General features: G+C 40.4%; 21 protein-coding genes. 3 read left to right on the top strand and 18 right to left on the bottom strand.

The genetic code is table 11. From position 1 onward, the window contains the following. Positions 1-34 precede the first annotated feature (34 nt). The 13 genes from BLW59_RS07120 to BLW59_RS07050 all read right to left on the bottom strand — a co-directional run bounded on the left by BLW59_RS07120 (position 35) and on the right by BLW59_RS07050 (position 15,316). Positions 35-1,195: a nucleotide sugar dehydrogenase gene (locus BLW59_RS07120; protein ID WP_074697227.1), complete on the bottom strand. Its 1,161-nt coding sequence runs from the start codon at positions 1,193-1,195 to the stop codon at positions 35-37. Positions 1,196-1,199: 4 nt separating this feature from the next. Then, a complete protein-coding gene (locus tag BLW59_RS07115) occupies positions 1,200-2,507 on the bottom strand; it encodes a glycosyltransferase family 2 protein (protein ID WP_074697226.1) in 1,308 nt (435 codons plus the stop codon). 4 nt (positions 2,508-2,511) lie between these two features. Beyond that, positions 2,512-3,468, bottom strand: coding sequence for a class I SAM-dependent methyltransferase (locus tag BLW59_RS07110; RefSeq protein ID WP_074697225.1), 957 nt, complete (start codon positions 3,466-3,468; stop codon positions 2,512-2,514). Positions 3,469-3,736: 268 nt separating this feature from the next. Then, positions 3,737-5,152, bottom strand: a complete 1,416-nt coding sequence (locus BLW59_RS07105; RefSeq protein ID WP_074697224.1) for a glycosyltransferase family 4 protein — start codon at positions 5,150-5,152, stop codon at positions 3,737-3,739. Positions 5,153-5,163: 11 nt separating this feature from the next. Continuing rightward, a complete protein-coding gene (locus tag BLW59_RS07100; protein ID WP_074697223.1) occupies positions 5,164-6,144 on the bottom strand; it encodes a DUF1919 domain-containing protein in 981 nt (326 codons plus the stop codon). A gap of 324 nt (positions 6,145-6,468) precedes the next feature. Further along, positions 6,469-7,374, bottom strand: a complete 906-nt coding sequence (locus tag BLW59_RS07090; protein ID WP_074697221.1) for a hypothetical protein — start codon at positions 7,372-7,374, stop codon at positions 6,469-6,471. A 3-nt stretch (positions 7,375-7,377) separates the two neighbouring features. Further along, on the bottom strand, positions 7,378-8,925 hold the full coding sequence (locus BLW59_RS07085; RefSeq protein ID WP_074697220.1) for a glycoside hydrolase family 99-like domain-containing protein: 1,548 nt from the start codon (positions 8,923-8,925) through the stop codon (positions 7,378-7,380). A gap of 55 nt (positions 8,926-8,980) precedes the next feature. Beyond that, complete coding sequence (locus BLW59_RS07080) at positions 8,981-10,405, bottom strand: glycosyltransferase family 9 protein (RefSeq protein ID WP_074697219.1); 1,425 nt, start codon at positions 10,403-10,405, stop codon at positions 8,981-8,983. Between the two features lie 58 nt (positions 10,406-10,463). Then, complete coding sequence (locus tag BLW59_RS07075; RefSeq protein ID WP_074697218.1) at positions 10,464-11,513, bottom strand: FkbM family methyltransferase; 1,050 nt, start codon at positions 11,511-11,513, stop codon at positions 10,464-10,466. A gap of 61 nt (positions 11,514-11,574) precedes the next feature. Next, positions 11,575-12,564 carry an FkbM family methyltransferase gene (locus BLW59_RS07070; RefSeq protein ID WP_081348432.1) on the bottom strand — a complete coding sequence of 330 codons (990 nt, stop codon included), beginning with the start codon at positions 12,562-12,564 and terminating at the stop codon, positions 11,575-11,577. A 114-nt stretch (positions 12,565-12,678) separates the two neighbouring features. Continuing rightward, entirely contained in the window at positions 12,679-14,130 is a 1,452-nt protein-coding gene (locus BLW59_RS07060; RefSeq protein WP_074697215.1) for a glycosyltransferase family 9 protein, read from the bottom strand. Positions 14,131-14,485: 355 nt separating this feature from the next. Then, positions 14,486-15,052, bottom strand: a complete 567-nt coding sequence (locus BLW59_RS07055; RefSeq protein ID WP_074697214.1) for an NYN domain-containing protein — start codon at positions 15,050-15,052, stop codon at positions 14,486-14,488. Positions 15,053-15,079: 27 nt separating this feature from the next. Then, on the bottom strand, positions 15,080-15,316 hold the full coding sequence (locus tag BLW59_RS07050) for a hypothetical protein (protein WP_074697213.1): 237 nt from the start codon (positions 15,314-15,316) through the stop codon (positions 15,080-15,082). A 785-nt stretch (positions 15,317-16,101) separates the two neighbouring features. Between BLW59_RS07050 and BLW59_RS07045 the strand changes: the two genes are divergently transcribed. After that, on the top strand, positions 16,102-16,449 hold the full coding sequence (locus tag BLW59_RS07045; RefSeq protein ID WP_074697212.1) for a helix-turn-helix domain-containing protein: 348 nt from the start codon (positions 16,102-16,104) through the stop codon (positions 16,447-16,449). 265 nt (positions 16,450-16,714) lie between these two features. Here the strand turns inward: BLW59_RS07045 and BLW59_RS07040 are convergent, their stop codons facing one another. The 3 genes from BLW59_RS07040 to BLW59_RS07030 all read right to left on the bottom strand — a co-directional run bounded on the left by BLW59_RS07040 (position 16,715) and on the right by BLW59_RS07030 (position 19,981). Further along, entirely contained in the window at positions 16,715-17,632 is a 918-nt protein-coding gene (locus BLW59_RS07040) for an ATP-grasp fold amidoligase family protein (RefSeq protein WP_074697211.1), read from the bottom strand. Positions 17,633-17,679: 47 nt separating this feature from the next. Further along, positions 17,680-18,753, bottom strand: coding sequence for an FkbM family methyltransferase (locus tag BLW59_RS07035; protein WP_074697210.1), 1,074 nt, complete (start codon positions 18,751-18,753; stop codon positions 17,680-17,682). A 67-nt stretch (positions 18,754-18,820) separates the two neighbouring features. After that, complete coding sequence (locus BLW59_RS07030; protein ID WP_175463375.1) at positions 18,821-19,981, bottom strand: radical SAM protein; 1,161 nt, start codon at positions 19,979-19,981, stop codon at positions 18,821-18,823. Between the two features lie 129 nt (positions 19,982-20,110). Here BLW59_RS07030 and BLW59_RS07025 point away from each other — a divergent pair, with 129 nt between their 5' ends. Then, positions 20,111-20,371 (top strand): type II toxin-antitoxin system HicA family toxin, encoded by a 261-nt coding sequence (locus BLW59_RS07025; protein ID WP_074697208.1) that lies wholly within the window; start codon positions 20,111-20,113, stop codon positions 20,369-20,371. Next, positions 20,349-20,729 carry a toxin-antitoxin system HicB family antitoxin gene (locus BLW59_RS07020; RefSeq protein ID WP_074697207.1) on the top strand — a complete coding sequence of 127 codons (381 nt, stop codon included), beginning with the start codon at positions 20,349-20,351 and terminating at the stop codon, positions 20,727-20,729. The genes BLW59_RS07025 and BLW59_RS07020 overlap by 23 nt, the downstream gene beginning before the upstream one ends. Before the next feature lie 37 nt (positions 20,730-20,766). On the opposite strand, the gene pdxA is transcribed toward BLW59_RS07020, so the two are convergent. Beyond that, on the bottom strand, positions 20,767-22,245 hold the full coding sequence (pdxA, locus tag BLW59_RS07015) for a 4-hydroxythreonine-4-phosphate dehydrogenase PdxA (protein ID WP_081348431.1): 1,479 nt from the start codon (positions 22,243-22,245) through the stop codon (positions 20,767-20,769). Next, positions 22,229-23,107 (bottom strand): LicD family protein, encoded by an 879-nt coding sequence (locus BLW59_RS07005; RefSeq protein WP_081348430.1) that lies wholly within the window; start codon positions 23,105-23,107, stop codon positions 22,229-22,231. The genes pdxA and BLW59_RS07005 overlap by 17 nt, the downstream gene beginning before the upstream one ends. Positions 23,108-23,283: the final 176 nt, after the last annotated feature.

Below are 23,283 nucleotides of genomic sequence, written 5' to 3'. Positions count from 1 at the left end.
TATTAAGCTTACTGTCTAAAAGTTATAACGGATATCAATCACGTAAATACACGTCTCGAGTGTACACCTTAGCCTTCACATCTTCAAGTTCAGATGCCCACCTATTAGCAATTATCAGATCACACTGCTCTTTAAAGATACTCAGGTCATGTGTAACCACATTGCCCAAATATGTATTATCTTCATATGATGGCTCATAGATCAACATTGACACGCCCTCAGCTCGAAGACGTTTCATCACTCCCAGCACCGCACTCTGACGGAAATTATCGCTATCTGTCTTCATAGTCAGACGATAAATGCCTACTAATTTGGGATGCTTTTTCATGATTTCATAAGCAATGTGATCTTTCCGCGTATGATTAGCTGCAACAATAGCCGAAATAAGATTTTGCGGTACATCCTGATAGTTGGCCAAGAGTTGTTTGGAATCCTTTGGCAGACAGTAACCACCATAGCCAAAGGAAGGGTTGTTGTAAAAATTACCTATCCTTGGGTCCAAAGACACCCCTGCAATTATATCTTTAGCCACAAGACCACGCATCTCAGCATAGGAATCTAGCTCGTTGAAGTAAGCCACTCTAAGCGCAAGATACGTATTGGAAAACAACTTCACCGCCTCAGCCTCCGTGCTGCCCATGATTATAACAGGTGCATCGACCTCAGCCATTTTCAGACAAAGATCTGTGAAACAACTCGCCACCTCTGCATTACCGCCTGCTATAATACGAGAGGGATACAAACAGTCATGGAGAGCATGACCTTCGCGCAGGAACTCTGGTGCAAAGACCAATCGCAGCATAGGAAATCGCTGCTGCATCCTGGCCGTAAACCCCACCGGCAAGGTTGATTTGATTACCACAGCCAATCCAGGCGACAATTTTGCCAACTCTGTAAGAACACTTTCCACCGAAGATGTGTCAAAGAAACGATCCTTATCGCTATAATTTGTAGGTGTTGCAACGACAGCAAGCTCTGCATCGGAAACAGCCTCAGCCAGAGAGAGAAAAGCCTTAAAGTATTGTGCCCTCACAAGTTCATTGCTAATGTCAGCTTCCAAGAGTGGAGATTCGCGACGATTCAGCATCTCAATACGTTCTGCATCTACATCAACACCTCGGACTTCGCAATGTCTGGCTAGCACCAAGGCATTGGCAAGCCCGACGTAACCTAGACCAATTACTGCTATTTTCATGAAGTCAGCCTCCACTCTTGAACTCGCTGTAAAGCGAAAAATCAATTAATTCTATATCCGCATCCACCTCATTAACAACAGCTTCGATTTCACTCTTGAACCGTGCGTTTGTATAAATAATAGCATTTACGCTATTGCATCTGGATTCAAACGATTTGACTGGTGGAACGCTACTGCTATTCCATTTATTAATATCTTGATCATATATTTCAACTAACGGGAATTTATACTCTTCAGCCATTTTTGCAAACCTTCTGCCCAGCTTTCCATATCCCCATAGAGCATATCTTCTACCCACATGTTTTTTTAATAACTGAAAAAAATCTCTATATACATACTTATGTATACTTGTATTTAAAACACCTTTATTATAAAAATCATGCCACACATAATACATGCGTAGTCCAAAAAAATCATCTCTTTTCAAATTATCCATTGAAAGTGCTTTAAAGCCACGTTCTCGCATATACCTTATAGCTATACGTTTTTCTCTCTCTTTAGCCAAAGAAATATTTGTTAATAAATGGTTCATAGCCCAATTGTTAAAACTTTGCCTATACTTATTATATGATCCAGTATCTATTAGATACTGATAGACCCTTTTTAAAGCAGCAAAAATATACAACGGACGCTTCCCGCGTGTAGCAGAAATTTGATGTGTTGTATTTATTCTGTAATGAACAAGTGGGCAATTAACATGAACAATTCGATTAGCGCTTAGTAAACCTACCCTACCAAAAAACACATCGTTAGAATGACGAATATCTTGAAAATGTATACCCTGTTTACGAATATATGATAATCTCCACATCTTTGAAAAAGGATTTTCTGAGAACATTTGAAAAAAATAACCACTTGATTGGTTAGTAAGCACATCACTCTCCATTTTAGACTTTATAAATGGATGCAATAACAATTCGTATTCCTCGTACTTTGCTTCATCTCGCACATAAAAATCACACGTGACAGCATCCACTTCCGGTCTTTCCATCGGTTTCAACATTCGTTCCAGGTATTCTGGTTCAAAATAATCGTCAGCATCTAAAACAGATAGATATTTGCCTTCAGCGAGTTGAATGCCTATATTTCTAGTTCTCGCCGCTCCAATACGATAAGGATTTCTAAGTGCCATCACCCTTGAGTCATTTCTTTGATATTCTTTTAACGTGTTAAAAGAGGAATCCGTTGACATGTCGTCTATCGCAATAATTTGAAAGTCCTTAATTGTTTGGGAGAGCAAGGAATCCAAACATGGACGCAAATAATCACCTGGGTTATACACAGGCATAACGATGGAAACAAGCTTTTTCATAATCTCACTTCTTCATATCCTTCTTATTTGCCTTAACCCACATAATCGAAGGTTTATCAGAATCCGGTCTTTCAATCAATTTCCCGTCAAAAAAATTCTGATACGTATTCTCATTGTCCTTATAAGCAATGCGTACTGAAATATTATCATAAGACTCTCTCAAATGATGCATCATTGTATCATACCGAAATGTTTGCGGCTCACAAACCGTTGCAGGCTCATTCAGATTAAAGCTCGCCAAAAATACTCCCCCATTCTTTAATATTCGCGTAATTTCTGAAAACATCTGTTGAAAATTATGAACATGGTCCATAGAATTAATCGCAGAAGCGATATCTACCGAGGAATCAGGAATTGGAATACAATTTTCTGTGGATTTAACGTACCACATGTCATGTGTACTGATATCCTCGTGAAAAATATCAACATATTTATCCGCAAGAACATCAATGCCTACGCGCATGGCCGCTCTGTCAGCCCACGCCAAGCTGCCTCTCGGTCCACACCCAAAATCGGCGATAATTTTATTCTCTATAAAGCAGTCATCATCTTCTTCCGCTATGCTCAAAAACAAGGATTTATAATGTAAATTATCAAAGGAAGTCTCAGCTATTTTTCTTCCCACCCAATATGTGAGCTCTCCTACGTACTTTTCGTCTAAACTGATTGGCAATCTTTGCACAAAATCATCTAAATCCAATATCTTTTTATCATCGCAATATTTTACAGCCTCTTTTCTGATTTCGCTCTTATATCTAGAACTCGCTCCGACAATCAAATAATCAAATTCCATATTGCCAAGTTTTTCTGGTTCTACAATCGTATAATTTAAAATACGCTTTCCTCGACGCTTATTTACATCTTTATCCACAAGTACGACAGCATACTCATCCCATGAGTATCTGAGAAGCCTGTCAATAGCCAGATTACCAATTCCCCATATCACTATTGTTACCATCATTACCATCCTCTCGATAAACTGTTATGTAAATTAGAAAAATCAAAACCATTTATTTACCTGTCTCTAGCCATGGCACATCACTCAATGTACCCCCACAATTTGTAGCAAAAGCTGATGCGAATGATTATTCCCCATCTCAGTTTGATTGAATATTCCGGGCCCTGATTCCCTGCCAATCCGGCATAAGTGGTTCTTCCGCACAAAACCGTTTATGGTGTGACTGTACTAGTTGACAAATTACGCGGCCCCAGCTACATAGTTATGATATTTACTTTAACTTAAAGCTGTTACGGCTTGTAGCGGAAGAGCCCTCCATAACACTCATGAGTTGTTGCTTAAATACCTCCATAGTGAAATACTTTTCATATATTTTTCTACCAACCTTACCATTGTCAGTTAATGCTTTTAAATGACTCATTGACCATTCTATTTTTTTCGTCAAGTCTTTCGCTGAATCACTTTCAAATAACAAATCTCCCTGTTGATTATCTAACAGTTCTACTTGACCTATACCACTTGCTGGCATAATCACCGGCTTGTAATGCATCATAGACTCAGTAATAACAATAGGCAGCGGATCCTCACGAGATGAACATATCAAAACATCGATTTCTTCATAGAATGATGTCATTTCTTCTCTCCCCAATATTCCTAATAAGCTCACCTGAGGAATTCGCATAAATTCTTCAATAATTTTTCGTTCCCATGGAGAAACATTTTTTTTATCTGTGTTGCCAACCAGCCAAAGTTCATACAACTCGTCAAAATCACTTGACATTCCTCGAAAAGCATCCAGCAGCAAATCACTCCCCTTACGCTCAGATATAGTTCCTACAACAGCAAAAATAATCTTATCATGCTGTCTGCCTTTAGATTTTGACTTAGACTTATCTGGTATTCCATAACGCAAACAACCAATATTCTTTCCGGGCCAAACCATCAAAAAATTTTTTCGTGCAATATTACTTACTGCATAGACTTCAACACCTGTAAAATCAACAGATATAGCCATTGTACGACTAATATCTGCATAAAATTCCTGTGCCTCATGTATCCACCATATTATTCGATGGCAGCGTCCATGTCTGCGTAGCAAATAATAAAAGGTCATGGTGTTTACGATTACCACATCATAAACATCTACATCCTGAATGTCATCCAACTGTTTCAAGCCTAGGTCTACGTCGACCAGCGTTTTAATCCCTGCCCCAACGTACTCTTGCTGTAACGGTCCCGCAGCATCAGACAAAGCTGTTACATCATATCCACACGCAGAAAAAACTGCGGCTGCATAAAAAGCAGCTATAGGTGCCCCTGTGAAACTAAAACCGTTGCTTACTACAAGTATTTTCCTCTTTGCGGATTCCGGTGCTAACGACGACGATGACACCTCATTAGCGTCCAATCTTAGCTCCCATAAATCGCTTACGCTAAAAATCACCTTTTCAGGTACACCGAGAGTATGCAGCTGTTCGAATAAAACATCAAAATATTTATTGGACATGATATATATACGCTGGTACTTCAGTGAACTTACCGCTTCCGCAGCCATAACAGGCTTACCATCCAAATACTGCCCGTGCTTGTGGACATCATTATCCAAAAATGCAACGATGCTATGTCTCTCAAAAGCATTCCTATAGCGACTGTATAATCTGCCTGTGCCAAATACAACGATGTCCATGCGATTTCCCCTTAATCAAATACACCTAGCCTGGACTGCAAATCACCATGCAGCAGTAGTTCCCACGAATCGTAAAATACATATTTCCCGCTTGCCATGCCAATTATTGCCTCCCAAAATTTTCGCCCGCGCATCGAGGGAGCCTTTATAAACGATACAAACATGGACGATGGTACATCCGTCGGAAATGAAGTAAAACATACTTTACGCTTAAAAGGCAATTCATCAAAAGCCCGTGCTGTTTCCGACTTTTCCGTATACATCATGATAAATAAATCGTGCCAGTCAATTCTTTCCTTACGTCTCTCCCAGGCACCTTCCGCCTCATACTGATCCTGATAATGATTCATGTCAAGTTGCACATCACCCAATTTGAATATTGGATACTCATGTCCATGAACAGTATTATAACCACGCCCTGATAGAACAAGCGGTTCATGCAAGTACTGTTGCAAGTTCCTGCACATACGCAAATATTCCCTATCATCTGCTACAAACATATTAATGAACGGTGAATAGAATTGCTCCTTAAAGTAGTGATACGTCACTCCGCCCCAACAGTTATTGGCAATGATACTAATATGCCTCCTGCTTAATTCCAGTTGCCTATGAAAGGTAAAGCCCGGAATCAGCAACTTTTCAAAATTCACAACCGCATGACGCAAACATAAAGCACATGTCTGCTCTCCTTCTAATAGCTCCTGACGAATAGACTGTGTCCCTTTCTCTCCAGCTACAATCAGCACAGCATCAACCTGGTCCCACCGCACTTCTGCCTTTGGAATATATTCCAACCCCAAAATGGAAGTATAATACGGACTATTGCCAGTAATCCCCAATACCTTTATATCATGTTGCCTTTCAAGCTCATGAAGGAGATTAACGGCCAACGATAGTTGACTTCCCCCTCCCCATATTATAATTTTCAGACTGAATTTCAAATCCGGCTCTATTCCAGCCTCCTGCAAATCTCTCCCCACCACATCAGCCATATTCTCTCTCCATCAAGTAAAACTCTAAAATCTCTACTGCGCTTTTTGTATTACCAAAGCGAATCCTGTTGTAATATATCCTTGACAATATAAACACAGCATATCATCCAGTCCCTTACTAAAAGGCGACATTTCAACATATCTATCAGCCGCTTCCCTCCCCCTTTCAAATGTGACCTCCATCTTGTGCCCATGCTCATGCATCCACTTCTGCAGTTCCTCTACATCGCGCCTGCGCCACAATACCGTCCCCCCTTGTTGGACAGTATTCTCATTAGAGGATAAATTAAACTCCGTCGTATGTACACCAATGCCTCCTTTTTTTTAAACCGAAAGCATATTTTTCACAAAATCCAGACTAAGTGCCAAATTTCCCACATGTTCTATCGCACAAGTTGACCAACAAAAATCATAATCATGTTCATCATTAGGAATATGATTCATATCAATGTCACGATAACGAACATGCTTTTTGAATAGTTCAAACGAACAAAGATCATGACGCCACAGTTTGTCTAATCTCCCTCCCGCATGCTGCCCCGATGAGGCCCATTCTAAGGCCCTCTCATCGTCCACAGGCAAATCTGAAGCTAAAACATCTATGCCCAATGAAGCAAAATAAGAGGGAAGCCTTTCCTCTCCTACCGCAAACCCCAGGCCCCTTTTACCGGCCCTTAATTCCCCTGCCTTAGCAATGGCTTCCACAATATAGGTCAATTCCCAAGTTTTGCGAATGTGATGATTGGTATCATACTTATGCAGATCCCTGGCGTACTTCACAAAATCAGGTCTTTCCCAGTCATCCCTTCGACAGCATCTAGATATCACACGCCTATCATCACCATATGGCATGAAATCACCAAAAAAGTTGCTAAAATCACGTCCATGGTCGTAAATAATATTCTCATAATGACAGTATTGAGCCTTGGGAAATTTTCTGTTAATAGCTTTAACAATATCAGGCAATACCTTATTTGACGCACAGATGACAATTAAATCTCCCTCACCAACAAATTCCCCTTCAGGCAACTTATCCGGATGATAAATATTCACCCCCTGCAAAACTTTGCCAGATTTAGATATATCATTGTCAAGAATTCCTAATACATGCTTGCTGTTTTCGATATGAAGAAATCTCAATTTGTTGAGAAAGTTTTCAGCATGTATTTTAGAGCCCCAAATCCAAAATTCACCTTGAAATATGTCCTTATCATATACGATCTTTTCCATATTTTACCTCTCATAAACTATTTCTTCCAAAGATATTATAGGGCAATTAATTTTTGTACACAGTTCCTTATAGATATGGCTAAAATCCGTAACTACTGTCACAACCACAGCATCTACAGGCGGCATATCCTCGTCCAAGCCATACACTGGTAAACTGCCTGTCACAGCACCAGCCTGCCTGTCAATTCCGTATAATATTTTTACACCAGTCCCCTTTAAGGCTGCCTGCAGATGTGCTTCTTTATATCCCATTCCATACACAGCAATTCTATTGTAGTTTCTCTTCAAAAAAAAGCTATCAAGGCTTTTCCCCTCCTCTATATTTCTAAGCCACTGATTAAAGAGTCTACACTCCCTCTTACTCTTAGACGCTCTGTCAGCCTCCCTTTTTGCATATTCCTCCCAGCTCAGTTGACCGCTTCCCCATTCTCCCCCCCCCTCTGTTTTCCAAGCCATTACCTCATTATTAGCCTGATACAACGCTTCCAAATAGTCATAGCCATGCAAAGTATCAGGTTCGAGATACATTCCCTCCCCCCACTCATTCCAAGCGTTAATAAAAATCAATCTATTTCCTTCTGCCAGACTCTGCTGCAACATTGCCTTGTAATATTTAGCGAATTTATCCGGCGAACCTCCCGTATAAATCAGCCCATCCTCACCACGCCGGGGAGTATCGTCATAATCTACAGTCATACAATAATATGTACGTTGGCCAGGCAATTTCTTCTCCGCCAGATATTCCTGCCAAAGCCTATCATAATCAACACGCCAAATTCTGCTACTGCCCTCGGTATAAGCCAGCCTATGCAAAGCACTACGCCCTCCATTTCTTAAGCGTAGATTGGCATCCAGATAAGGAACTGACATTTTCGTTTCAGTCGCTATAACATACAGCCCTGCCAGCCCTGCCTGTTTTATTTTTTCACACCAGCATTCCAGCATTTCATCCAAACAATATATGCTATCAGAACCATACAAAACAAAAACCGGCTTACTGTCAAGTTTTATATATCGACTATCCTTAAAAAAAGGGATTAGATACTCTATATGTTTTTCCCATTCATCTCTCCCTCCAAAAAACTGCTCTACAAGTATGCCATCCCGTTCACGCACCTCATCAGAGTCATCGACCATTTTCTTATCAAAAGCAGGAGACCATGACCAATTGCCACTATTGCTCCATGTCCTTGCCCATGTACCAATTGCCCAACAAAAGCAGAACGGCAACTGAATATCTTTCCAATGCAACAAGCTCTCTGCAGGGCGCTCCAGCAATTTCTTTCCATGACCGAACCAATAATGATAAAAGCATAGCGCATCAACTCCATACCTATGCATGAGCCCTGCCTGCCATTCCAAAGACTTTCTTTCTGTTAAATCGTAATAATTATCGTCCAAAGGTACACGTGGCTGTGCATGTCCTTTGAAAAGTGATTTAGCCGCCTTCACAGCCGTCCACTCGGTAAATCCTTCCCCCCACCACTTGTCATTTTCTTTTGTCCGATGAAACTGTGGCAGATACATCGCCACAGTCTTTACCTTGCCCATGCATATCCCCTCACAAATCATACAAAACATTTCTTGCAAACGATACCGATTAAAATTATTTTTCATTAATAGATGTCAGAAATTTCGTAGCTTTTTCTGCCACTTTTTCCGGATCTATTGATATCATACACTCAGGGTTGTCCATTCTTCGATAGCACTCTGCCATGCTTGTTGATAACCAATAGCAATTATGACATTTACCAGCTCTTATGTTAATATTATCCGGATAACCATAAAATTCCATAGGTGTTGGTCCAAATAGTACAATGCATTTTGTACCAAGTTGTGTAGCCAAGTGTACTAAGCCACCTTCAATATCGATATGTAGCGCAGATTCTGCCAACAACCATTTAACGAAACCTAGTGGTCGACCTAATACATATTTATCACATCCATTAATTTTCGGAACCCATTCTGCTCCTGTTTGTACGATAACATAATTTGATAATCTCTCATGTAGTAAAATAACTAGTTTACGCCAATAACTTAGTGGCCACACTTTTGCCTGAGGTCTGTCTAATCCACGTCCCTGGGGACGACCCCATCCATAATTCAAAGTAATATATTTAGATACTTTTTCAAATTCTTGTATCCACATTTCTTTGTAATTCACAGATAATGGCACTTCCGTATGATAATCATCAACTGAAAATCCTGGATAGCGATTATATGCTGTATAACGCCACAGTCCATCTTTTTCACATCGAGCATAATGAACAAAACTTAATATTCCAGTAAAATCTGCACCATATTGATCTTTGACAAATACTATATTCCTTAAAAGTTCTACCAACAAAGGTCTATCTCTTAGACGTTTAATATTAGTAGATAATAAATCCAAATCGATTCCAAAATCAAATGCTACCGCATAGTTTTCTTTAACAGAAAATAGTTGTACATCATTACCAATCACTCTGCCTAAATTCGATATATTCGATAATAATTCTTCGACAAACTCTTGTTGTGACATTTGAACAAACACGTCAATAATTATATGTTCATCCCATTTTGCCACCTCCTCAATCAGTCTCTTGTAAACCACCATATCACCCAATCCACCATTTAGACGCACAGCTATCGGGATAAATGTAGGCTCTTTATTAAATGCTAGTTTTTTCTCATCAATAAATGTTTCTGTTTCTCTTATTATATTTATTTTTTTTAGCGACAAATGCTTAAATATGATTTTATCAGCATTCACGCCTAAATTATTTAATCTACAAACAATATCTTCACCGTATTCCAAAGATTTTACCGCAACTACTACAAAATCAAATGTCCAATCAGAAATCTCATATGGAGCAATGACAGGAATATCCAATCCTTTATATTTTTCAGGATGCATATCAGCAAAACACACTACTTGCGCATACTCTGTCTCTTTTACCTGCCAAAAATATTCCTGACCAACCTTTCCTGCTCCATAAATTACAATACGACTATCACGTGGCACATATTTGAATGGAAACCAGAATTCCATCTTCACTACACCTCAATACAATTCGACAAGTCACGCCTTATACACATGATTTCTAAATTCATAATGCATACAGGACAGTATCACACCATCCTAAAAAATAATGCCGCAAATAAAACTTAAAATCATCGTGATAACTCAGCAATAAACTCGGGATCTCAAAAATATCCTCTGGTTTATGATAGATTGAAATGGCCAGCTGCGGACGCTCCTTACTAATGATATTCTCAGCCCCCTTAAGTGCTGCCAGCTCCATACCTTCTATATCCATGGAAATAAAAGTAACTCCTTTACCTGCTAATTCTTCATCCAATGTCGTAGTCGGCAACCATACATTCTCTTCTTGAGTATACAACGTACCAGCCATATTACCAGACATATTCATACATATCTTGCCTTTCGAATCACCGGCACATTTGTCAATCAATGTAAAAAGCCCTTCATTTTCATGTCGTGCAAACTTTTTCTTTATAACCGTTATATTTGACTGCACAGGTTCAAAACAATATATGTGTTTATATCTTCCATCTGACCACTTCAGAAACTCTTCAGATGTACGACCATCATAAGATCCAACATCTGCAAAAACTTCATTAATAGAATGACTAAGTTTGGGAAGATCAAAATACTGCCGAGAATGAATTTCCTCCCATATAGCTCCTACATCTACGATATCTTCCTGTAGCACGCCCATGTCTATCAGTTGATTTTTTATTTGCTGATGAAACTTCATTGGCGTTACAAAAAATATAGGATGAATCGAAAAATCAGCTGATTGAGGTGACAATATATTCAGCCCTTGAAAGGTCCCCCCCCATTTACTGCTGTCATTATCCAATACAGCTAGAACATTATCAGGCCACATTTGCAAAAACACACTACTATAGTATCCAGCTCCAAATAGATATCTTGGCCGCTGACTATCAACAAACTTCAGGAGAGTCTCCCCCCCAAGATACTTTTGTACACTTGTCTTTATCATTTTTTTTACATAATAATTATCTTGTGTAATTGAGTACATTATCCTGTACTCAAATATTTTTCTAGATTCTTCATCGCATAAATGTTTATATATCTGCCGACTCTGTTGAATATATGTTGCACAGTCCATTTTTCTTCCTCCAAAACATTCCCCATTACATGGCAATCAAGTCACTTCTTATGTGAATTACTCACATCCGCTTTATATCAGCGTGAAAAACGTAATATTTTTGCAGTATAGTCTCTAATGGCAAAAAAAGTTTTGCCAGTTCTCTATGATTTCCAGAAATATAATATCTATTAACTCCATACGTGAAAGCCAGCTTATACCCTACATCCAACACCAAATGCTCCCACACATCATAGCATGGAATATCTGTATCGGGATAAGTCGATTCAATGCATAACACCCATGGCATACATTTTTGCCAATCCATTCCATTAATAACCTGAAGTTCCCCTCCCTCAACATCGATCTTCATTAAATGTACTTCTTGTCCCTCTGGCACATGCTCATAGCAAATCTGAGCCAACGTCTTAACTTCCACTTCGCGGGTACCCCAAAAGCCTCCCTTTTCTGCAACATCTCTATTCATAGTGGATAGACCGGAGTTTAAGAAAACCTCCATTTTCCCTGGTGTCTCCCCTATGCCAAGACAGAGATTGACATCTCGCGGTCGTTCCCGCTTAGCCATATCTATATACTCAGAAATTGGATCAAGATTAATACCATGAGCCCCCATATCATAATACATTTTTGTTACAGAAAATGCACATGGATCATTACAGCCAACATCAATATAAAACATTTTTGATGCCACATCTTTAAGAACAGGATAAAGAATAATATCTTCAAAATCATTGGGATGAGCATAACTCACCAATCTCTCTCGGTTGTATAAAAGACTCCTATCAAAGACTTCATACTCTTCAATGCCATATGAATGAAGCATTTTCTCTATCTCTCGCTGATGTTTCATACTAACTGCAAGAACAAGTTTGCTACCATCTTCCAGTTGCATCCAATCTTGCAAAGAAATAACAGGGCACCCCAGCACAGTTCTTCCACGCTTTTTTTCATCTCCGTCCACCCAACAAGATACTTGATCACCTTTACTAGACAAAACATGAAATGCAGCACGACCATATTCCCCTGCACCATACAAAGCATATTTTTGCATAAAACATTTACCTCTCTTTATTCAATATATGTATATTAGAAAATACAAAGCCATCCTTGACGAAATCTTGCGCCCCTTTCTACTCAGAAATTCTCATTTAGATTGCTGCAGTTTTTAATTCACATCCAATTCACGTAATTTCAAAGCGTCATCTATCACCTTATCAGCCTTCTCCAAAACAATATCTGGGGTAATACTCAACATACACTCTGGCCTCTCTAACCCCCTTGCACATATCGAAAAATCCGAGAATAAAGGGTGGCAATTTTTACAGTTTGCGGAAACTATATTTACATTCTGTGGATATCCATACAGTTCTACTTGAGTCGGTCCATACAATACTATACACTTAACTCCTAATTGTGTACCTAAATGAACTAACCCTCCCTCTATATCAAGGTGAAATATCGCTCCCTTTAGTATATATTTTACAAGTTCTATATTTTCCCCTAATATTCTATTATCTGCATTTATAATTTCATCTGTGCTAGAATCACCTATCTGTATAACTTTTATATCAGGATACTTATTCTTAAAACGCGTTGCAAATTCTTCAAAATATTCTTTCGGCCACTGTTTTATTGATGATTTTTTATTTCCTTTTCCACTTGATCCGTTTCCAAAATTTAATGTAATATATCTCTTTATATTCATCCTATTATATTCCAACTCATATTCTTTACTTATAGGAATATAAACCTTTTGATCATTTATTTTAAATACACCTGTATAATTATATAATGTATAGCAATTTCTTCCCAAGAATAATGCACGACCAAAATGTATTCGATTCTGTGTTATTGGAAATAAATCTAATCCATACTCTTCATGGCGTTTCTTATGAAGCATCATATTATCTGCAAAACGCTTATTTATTTTGTATATTTTTTCATAATCTATATAATCAATTCTAATCATAAAAGATACTGACATAGCTATCCCATATCTTTTACAATTCTCTTCATACAATGCTCCTCCATCGTCTATAACTATATTCAACCCTAATTCACCTGCATAACATGAAGTTATATAGGTTGCCCCTCCAGGTGTATATATATCTATTTTTGCTTCTGGAGCCATCTTCTCTATTTCGCAAAATAATCTCTTTCGTACAATAGCATCTCCTAAATTTCCTCCAAGTTTTATAGCAATTGATAAAGGTGTTTCTTCGTAAGCAAATCTATACCTCACTTCTCCATTAATTTTTGAAAACTCCAAAAACAAAGATTCGATTTTACTCCTCACTCCTTGAAAAATAACTTTACTTTCTGATACACCTTGAGACTTAAGAAATTTTACCACATCCATTAGGTATACACTTGTTTTCATTGCAATAACAATATAATCGAACTTCGCTTCCTTAATTCTGTATGGGGAATATGTCGGTATTTTCATTTGCGAATACTTTTCATAATTCCTGTCAATAAAAAACAACACATTACAATAATGTGTTATCATCATTTGTTTCAAGTATTCCTGTCCCATATCACCTGCACCATATATAACTATATCTGAACCTTTTGGTATTTTTTCGTACGGAAATAAAAATACATATTTCTCCGACATATCTGCATCAACCTTCTGGCTACTCGCCTTTATATATTACACTAAACAATACGGCTTTGTTAAAACCACAGACCGCGCATTGCATCCAGCTTTTATTCCTATCATTATTGCCAATTAATTACAAAATTTAATTGCCAAGAGTAGGGATTAAAAGCAGCTTCCTTGCACAGGTACCACAATACATTGCACCAGTACCTAAACTTATACTTGTTAAACAAAAACTGTTCCTATAGCTGAAGCCTATCTGAGGAGTAGAGAGCACATAAACGTGAATGATTTTCCTTTAACCAATATAAATAACATTATCGGAATTTTATACCATATGCAGTACGATATTGACATATCTCATCTATCTTCACCTCGCAATCGGCAGTGCGCTTCGACCATTTTTTATAAAAGTAATGTTCTCATAATAATCTTCAAGCCTTACGTACTTTCCATATTTTTTTGCAAAATCTCTCAATTGTGAATGGCAAGCAGCATCCCATGAATAAATTTCCACCTCCCACCCTTTCTTCACCATGCGTAACGCATCTGCCAAGAATCCTTGCCCTTTGTTAATTCCAGCCCCATCTCCGGTGAGCAATGCGAATACACCAGGCTCATCCACATCCGATAGCAGTCTAAGCAAAGCTAACTGCAGTACGTGGTCAGTCGTGTTTACTTCTCCTTCTCCTACAACTCTAGGAAGCAAATCTGGTACTATACCTAGTTTTCGTACAGAATTCCATAAAGCATTATCGCTAGGAGGGACACTTCCAGCGAAGGATATGCTGTCAACAGCTCTACCTTGTGTGACAACATCAAATAGTCCTGAAAAATAGGTTCGATACAGCTCACGTTCAACATTCGGTTCTTTCAAAGGTAGAACCTGATCTAGCCCTGCATAATGTATATTAGAATTGTCCCAAAAGATATACATAATAGCATCCCCTTTGTAACGTACTTCTCATGACTCTTTCTCTACATCTACATTGTCGCTTTTAACATTCAACTGTAAGGATATATAGTTTCTTATTGCCTGTTCAACATCTGGTTCAAAAAAATCATATCCATAGGTTAAGTCTGGATATTCCGCAATTTCATTTCCATACTCATCCAATTCTATGACACGAGAAATCCTTTCTACCCCTAAATTCACCTGTGGTCTTTCAAGTTTCACTAAAACTTTACGCTTACTAATCATTTTACATTTCTCCTCCTATAAGTTCGCATATTAGTACGGAAATAATAATACCTTGCAAGAAATATAAAGACTTTCTTCTAAATATTACTTGATCATCCTTTCCATCAAATTATCAATATGCTCCACCGTATAAAAATTATTTATATCCATTTCCCAATCTGGGAAAGTAAAACCATACTCCTTCTCCAATCTCGAATGTGAATAAAAAAACTCTAAGTTCACTATTCACGTTCCTTAAAACTTGCACATTTTTCAATGTGCTTCCCAGATTTCCTGGAAAAAACTTATTACAAATGAGTATTACCTTTCTCAGCTAGATGTTTCACATGTACAATAGTACTTGTATGAAAGAAGGAAACATAATCCTGAGATTGCCTGAAATCGGCTCCCATGCTGCTTATCATAATCTCCTTTCCCAACTCATTTGCAACAAGCATCTAAAAAGAAGAAGTGCAACCTCGTAGCGAAGCTCTTGAACCTAGACCTTTCACAGGTTGACAAGATCATCCCCCCTTTTCTATTCAGAGGATGGCTGTCCTGCATGGCTGCCTTCCTCAATGCTTCTTTCTTATCTCATTGCCTAAGAAGCCCCGTGTCAAGAGGCACTTAATGGATTACCTTTTGAGTGACAATATTCTTTTGAAAGTAATCTCGGAAACTCAAGCCTTTTGAGACTTTTATAAAACGAACGTGTAAAAAAACCTTTTATTGTTGACAATATTAACACAGTGTGTTAATATAATATTGCTAATATTATTAATATCTATATTTAAGGAGGAATACAGATGTCTAATTTGACTACCATTGATTCTCAAATTCCACACCATAATCTTGCTCAACTGGCCATGGATGTATCCACTAGACTCGAATTGCAAAATCTCAAAACATCAACCGATGAAGCAAAAGGCATTGCAATTTTGTCAGGTGAAAAAGACAATAAAACATACTCCGTTACAATTCAAGCAAATCAATTTGGAGTAACACAAATCGCCACCGAGTACTCAAAGCCAGCTAAAAAAACAGACCTTATGCCCGAAGTAAAAAGGCTATACAAAGATGGATATAAACAAAAAGAAATCGCTACCATTTTAGGAATTTCACAAACAACTGTTTCAAACTTAATCAACAGCTAAACATCTCTTCCCCTTTCCTGCAAGCTCCTCTTCTCCCGCTTTGCGGGAGCTTTTTCTGTCTTAGCAAGCTGTTTAATTTCAAGTACAAAACATTCCTTCATAGAAATGAGAATTATCATATTATTTTAGTAATCCATGTGGCTATTATTTTTTAACTCTTCTCCACTGTATTATAAGCGAATGGAAGGCGTGTATTCAAAAATTATATGATAGTTATTCTTCTCCAATTCAAAATTCTTTGTTAAATTCATCGATGCCATTTTCATCACTTTTCTTTTATAACAAACTTTCCATCTAAATTATTATTTACATTCAGCCAGGTCCCCATCCTTAAATCAAACTCCTCCGGCTCATAATGCACCATTCCCGCATAAGGAGCAAAGCTAAATTCCGCTATCCGCAGCTTGCAATCGTGCTCATAGAAATCCACTCTAACAAAGGGAAAATCCTTTGATAGTGTCCTGCTTATCTCCAGCATCTCTTCCAGATGAGCCGGCCTCTTCACTTCCTCCAGAGTAGGATTTATGGCATACTTGACATTCATTCTCTCCCACTCAGTGGTATAAAAAGTATACGGATAATCCAACAGATTCTTACCGTTATCAAAATGATTGGTCTTGACGCAAATTACTTTTGGCTCTCCATGGAAACAAAGCACATCATAGTCATCTGCACTAGCAGCAAAGTCCGCCAGATATTCCTCCACATATACCTTTGGCTTCACTGCATAATAATAATTGGCAAAGGAGTTGGTATGCAGTGCCAGCCTGTCAAACCAGCTTTCCTTGATTTCTGCTTCCAATGCTTTCAAATCAACCTTGCTCTTATCTGGCACCAGCTTGATATTCCAGCCATCACTGGAGCAGTTTGACTTGATAACACACCTGTCCGGTATTTTGCTGAGGTCAACCTCCTCTGGAGACTCCCAAACCATATAGAGCTCTGCCGTGAGGTCATCTCGTCCCAGCTTTTCCTTAATATAATCCTTAAAGGTAACCTTATCTGCACACCTTGACATCTGCGGGTCACGATAAAAGAGCTTTATCCACTGGATTTTCTCCGAGAAAGTACGAGGATTCTCCAGATTAAGTTCATACCCCATCTTTTTCTTGAACGCCTGCTTCAGAAAGTCCACTCTCTTTTCCAACGGCCACTTGGAAATATCTTCACGTATTTTATTCATTTCCTTTTTATCCTCCACGCTGAGATTATCTCACGCAGTGACAAATCTCATATCGCATATAATACCGTCTCAGTATCAAACAAAGAATAGTGCCTTAAATAATATTTATAATCCTGTCTAAGATCCATTAAATAGCTTGGGATTGTATAAATATCCTCTGCAGAGTGATACAGAGAAATTGCAAGTTTTGGCTTTTGCTCTCTTATAATTTGCTTCGCCCCCATTAACGCTTTCAACTCTGCTCCTTCTACATCCATCTTAATAAAAGTAACTCGTTTACCTGCCAGTTCGCTATCCAAAGATGCAGTTTCAACTTGCATCTTCTCTCCTACACTGCGAATATGGTTTCCAATCTCTTGGAAAGATGTATAATCACGATTTTTATCCTGCTCGGCTACTATATTCGAATTTCCATTTTTGCACACCGAAAATTCTATAGTTCCCTCTACATCATAAACAGCTTTGGGAATAACAGTATACTTCCCCTGCATGGTTTGTAGTCTTTTTTTGCATATTTCAGCATTATATTTGTCTGGCTCAAAACAATAAATATGCTCGTAATTACCGCCACACCATTTCGCAAACTCGATTGCAGTATCACCATTCAAAGCTCCACAGTCTGCAAAACTTTCTCTACTTTCACACTGCAAATATGGCAAATCAAAATATTGTCTATTTGCTATATCTTGTAACATCTTTCCAATATTAATTATATTTTCCTTCGTTATGCCTACCCCTAGCAACTGTTCCATTATCTCTTTTTCATGATATTTAACACACAAAAAAACTCTTGCATTTTTAGGCAATTCCACAGGACTTATTACATCTAATCCAAACAGTCCATTTGGATATTTCAAATGATTATTATCCACAAAGCCACACCATTCGTTATCAAAATACTTATATGTTAAAAATCCATAAGTTCCACAGCCAAAAATATAATCTGCTTTCCCCTTAGGTAAGCCGTAAAGATATTCACCCTCTGATAATTCTTCTACAATCTTTTTAATCCATTTTTTATCATCACTTATGGAATACATAATACGAGAAGTATATATTCTCTTTGACATGTCATCTTGCAATAATGAGTAGAATTTATGAAAACCATTAATTATATTCAAGAACAACGCCTCCCAAGTACTTCCATATCATTCCTTCATGTGAAACGGAATCATATTCCCCACTATTTCATCGACGTTCCATTTGAACCCCAGCTGTAACCTCATGAGGATTATCCGCCCCAGCACCCCAACACACATTGCAAAGACTGATATACTTCTGGTCTACATCTCCCAAGCAGTATCTAAGCACTCGCAGCTTGTCCTGCTCCAAACTCCCCTCTGACTTTTGCAGATCTACATAATCACCTTCACGAACCTGCCAAAGACCGCATCTCTGGGCATTGCACAAAGCACCGCAGTAGTACAGCCTGCCGTCACCTACCATATGACACCCCTGTGAGCAGGCCAGCATATGCCTTTTCGCATCCTCAGGATTATTGGCAATGGACTTCTTCACCGCAGGGAACTCCAAGGAAAGCCAGGTATCATAGACCCCCATCGACCAATCCACACCAGACTTATCCAAAGTCTCTTTCACCTCTGCCAGTTTCTTGTCATATGGCACCTGGCGCGTGTAGTCACTAAGGCGAATTTTTACCTTACAAGCCTTGCAGGCCTCCAGCAATTCACTGCTAGGCATTACCGTACCATTGGTAATAATCTGCATATAGCCTATACGGTCATGATACTTATCGTAAATCTCCGTGAGCATTTCCGGCAGATTCTTATTCAGCAGTGGCTCCCCACCGAAAACAAAATAGCTGGTAAGATAATCCACCCGCTCAAACAACAGCTCCATATCCCGCATGATTTCCTCTACGGTAGTATCATAATGCTCCTTATAATAAGGCATAAATACATTGCAGTGCTGACAGTTCAAGGTGCATCTAGAGGTTATGGAAGATGACATCTGCGAGATAACCACCTCCCGGCGGTTTTTCCAATACCACTCAGGCATAAAGTCCTCCAGACGGCAATAATCCTCGAATTCCTTCAGGCCCAAGGACTGCAGATCCTTCTGTATGCTGGCATAGGCCAGGGAACTGGTACAGACTATGACCTTATGAGTTTTCAGATCTTCCTTTGCCCTCTGCATGTTTTGGATAGCTATCCCCTGATAACTCCCACCATCTACATACCTCGGATCATTATCCACTATGCACTTCACAGAAAAATCTCTGGCTATCTTGTCAATATTCCGCTGGGCTACCTTGCCAAACCCATAGACTACGATTTCACGCAAATCCTGCCAGGAATCCATCAGCCTGTTCAATATCTCATAGCTCATATCATACACAGCCCCCATATTTATGCCAGTTTAGCAGCCTGCCTTCATTTTTTTGATCGCAAAATGTACCACGTTGATTGACACCACATATAACACCACGTTATAATATCCTCATAAGGAGATGACACCATGTCCAAATTTGAAAAACTCCTGCAGAGGATCAAGCAGCTCGACAAAGATTTGCGCTTCGATGAAGTAAAGAAAGTCCTACAATCATTTGGCTATACATTCAAATTTCCAAGCGGAGGCAGCAGTCATGCTACCTTTCGCAAAAAAGGATACGATCCTATTACCATACCAACCCACGAGCCAATAAAGAAAGTCTACATTCTTTTGGTAAAGGAAGCTATAGAAAGGATTGAACAAGATGAAGCAGACAAAGACGATTGAATATTATCTCTCCCTGCCCTACCGTCTGGAAATCATTCCTGATGATGAGGAAGGCGGATACGGTGCCAGATACCCGGAACTTCCCGGATGCATTACCTGTGGGGAAACTTTGGATAGCGTTGCACGAAATGCCGAAGATGCAAAGAAAACCTGGCTCTTGGCGGCCATAGAGGACGGAGTTGAGATTCCAGAACCTGTCAATAATGAGGCCAGCAAGTACTCCGGACAATTTAAACTTCGCATTCCCAAAGCCCTGCATAAAGCACTTGCCGAACACGCAAAGCGTGAAGGCATCAGCATGAACCAGTACTGCATGTATCTGCTCTCTCGAAACGATACTCTGCACAACATGGCTTAAGAAGAATCCCTATCGCTCCCGCTGCGGCGGGGGCTTTTTATATGCTACCTCCATACTTCTTCCAGTTATTGGCAATAGTCACTGCCGCATAGATGGCATCCAGCATGCTCTCCTCGTTGGCCCTGCCTTCCCCTGCCTTGCCATAGGCAGTGCCATGATCTACAGAGGTGCGGATGACCGGCAGGCCGATGGTGCAATTGATGCCGCTCATGGAAGTGTACTGCTTGGTGACAGGGTTCATGGCAAAGCCACAAAGCTTTAGGGGGATATGCCCCTGGTCATGGTACATGGCCACCACTATATCCGACTCGCCTCCCATGCTCTTGACGAAAACCGTGTCAGGAGGCACAGGGCCGTACACATCAAAGCCCTGCTCCTTCGCTGCCTCGATAGCCGGTATGATCTCATCAGCCTCCTCATGCCCGAAAAGACCATCTTCCGAGCAGTGCGGGTTCAGCCCTGCCACGGCAATGCGGGGATTCTCGAAGCCCAAGAGCTTCATGCCCTTATCAGCCAGCTTGATGACCTCTACCACCCGCTCCTTCTTCACCCGATCACAAGCCTCCCGCAGAGAAACATGGGTAGAGACATGAATCACGCATAGCTTGCGGTCACTGCGAAGGCCGCTAGCCAGCAACATGGCATATTTCGGCGTATCGGTGTACTCGGCAAAAATCTCCGTATGGCCGCTGTACTTGTGCCCGCCCATGTGCAGGGACTCCTTGTTGATAGGTGCCGTAGCCACAGCATCCACCTGCTTGGCCTTGGCCAGTTCAATGCCCTTGATGACATATTGGAAAGAAGCATCGCCACAAAGGGCAGAGTTCTTCTTGTACTCCCAGCCATGGGGCTGTAGCAGCCCCAGATTAATGAAATCTATGGTCCCCAGCCGCCCTGCAGCCTCCTTGGGTTCCTTGATTTCGTTCAGCTTCAGCTTCAAATTGCAGAAATCCAGCGCATCCTCAAGGGCTGCCCGGTCTCCGATGACTATGGGTATGCACTGGCGATAAACATCCTCCCTTGCCAGCGCCTTCACAGTGATTTCCGCCCCAATGCCGGCAGGGTCACCCATGGTGATGGCGATTTTCTTGCGATCCCCCAGCATGATGCGCTCGCGAATCTCCGTGGTAGAGATGCCCTTGGTATATGGCACATAGACCACATCAACACCTATCTTGGCCAGTTCTTTCTCAAACCTGTTCCAACGCTCAGTGCCCTTCCAGTCATCCCCGATGAAGATCACATCAAAATGGTACAGCTCCCAAAGCTTCATCTTATCCCGGAAGCGGGTAATGACAGCCTCATCCACCTCGGCCACGGACTCGATGATGCGACGGCGCCCCTCCTCATTGATAATGGGACGGCGGTGCTTGTAGCCCTCCACCACATCATCGCCATGCACACCCACGATAAGATGCTCGCACTGGCTCTTGGCCGTCTCTATCATGTTCAGATGGCCGGTATGGAAAAGGTCATAAACTCCATCGGTGTAGCCGATTTTATACCTCTTTGCCATTTTCTGACGCTCCTTCCTGCTCTGGCAGCAATGTCAATTTTGAAACAGGATGCACCTTTCTCTTATCCTCCGGAGGAAGTTTCATATAATCTCTGTACTTCACCTTCAGATAACCGTCATAATCCCTGGCCCCTGGCAACCTCAGATGGGCAAAATCATATTCTGCCAAATCCTCGTACCAGACTCTTCTATAACCAAAGAAGCCCTCTCCTTTCGGGGTAGGGAAAGTTAGTATACGCACCAGCTCCGTGTTGGGATTCCTCTGGCAGCTTTTGATGAAGGAATCGAAACTCGCCACTACAGTCTGCCGCGGTATCAGGTTTGCAAGTTTGTAAAGGATTCTCTTGAAAGTATTTTTCTCAGTAAGCTTCCCAACCTCTGACCAGAGAATCTTGCGATAGGCAAAGCAGGTCAGGAAATGAAGCCAGCGTGCCAGGCTTCCATCCGGGACATTGTCAAAGGGCATCAGATCAATGGCAATGCCCTGCCCATAGGGCATGTGCTCCTGATTCAGCCTCAGGAAAGTGGTATCTTTCCTGCGCAGTTTCCCATAGCCCCAGCGGTAGCCTGGAGTATCCCGCAGGTCCTGCATGTAGTACTTCTCGTGATTCAGCTCCGTCTTGCAAGCCTCGCGGAATTTCTCATACTCTGAGCGCAGGAAGCCAATGTCCGCATCATCATCCCAGGGAATGTAGCCCTTATGCCGAATGGCCCCCAGCATGGTACCGCCTACCATGTTGTAGCGGATACCGCACTTCTTGCATATCCTGTCCACCTCAGCAATAAGCTCCATCTGAATCTCCTGAAGCCGCTTCAACTCCCGAGGTGTCATATGATACGCCTGCTGCTGCCCATTCCCCATCCCTTACAACCTCTTTCCATTATTATAATATGGATTATGAATCATATTAGTGTATCTATTCTCCCTTCTGTCGCTATTTCCTTCTTTTTTCTGCCAATTCTTCGTGAAACCACCGCGAACACCACTTCCCGCCCACTAAAAAACTCCCAGCACCTACTTGGCACCGGGAGGTCATC

Origin of the sequence: Selenomonas sp. KH1T6 (assembly GCF_900108415.1) — a bacterium.
GTDB lineage: Bacteria > Bacillota > Negativicutes > Selenomonadales > Selenomonadaceae > Selenomonas_B > Selenomonas_B ruminantium_A.
This window is presented reverse-complemented; position numbering and strand designations above follow the sequence as displayed.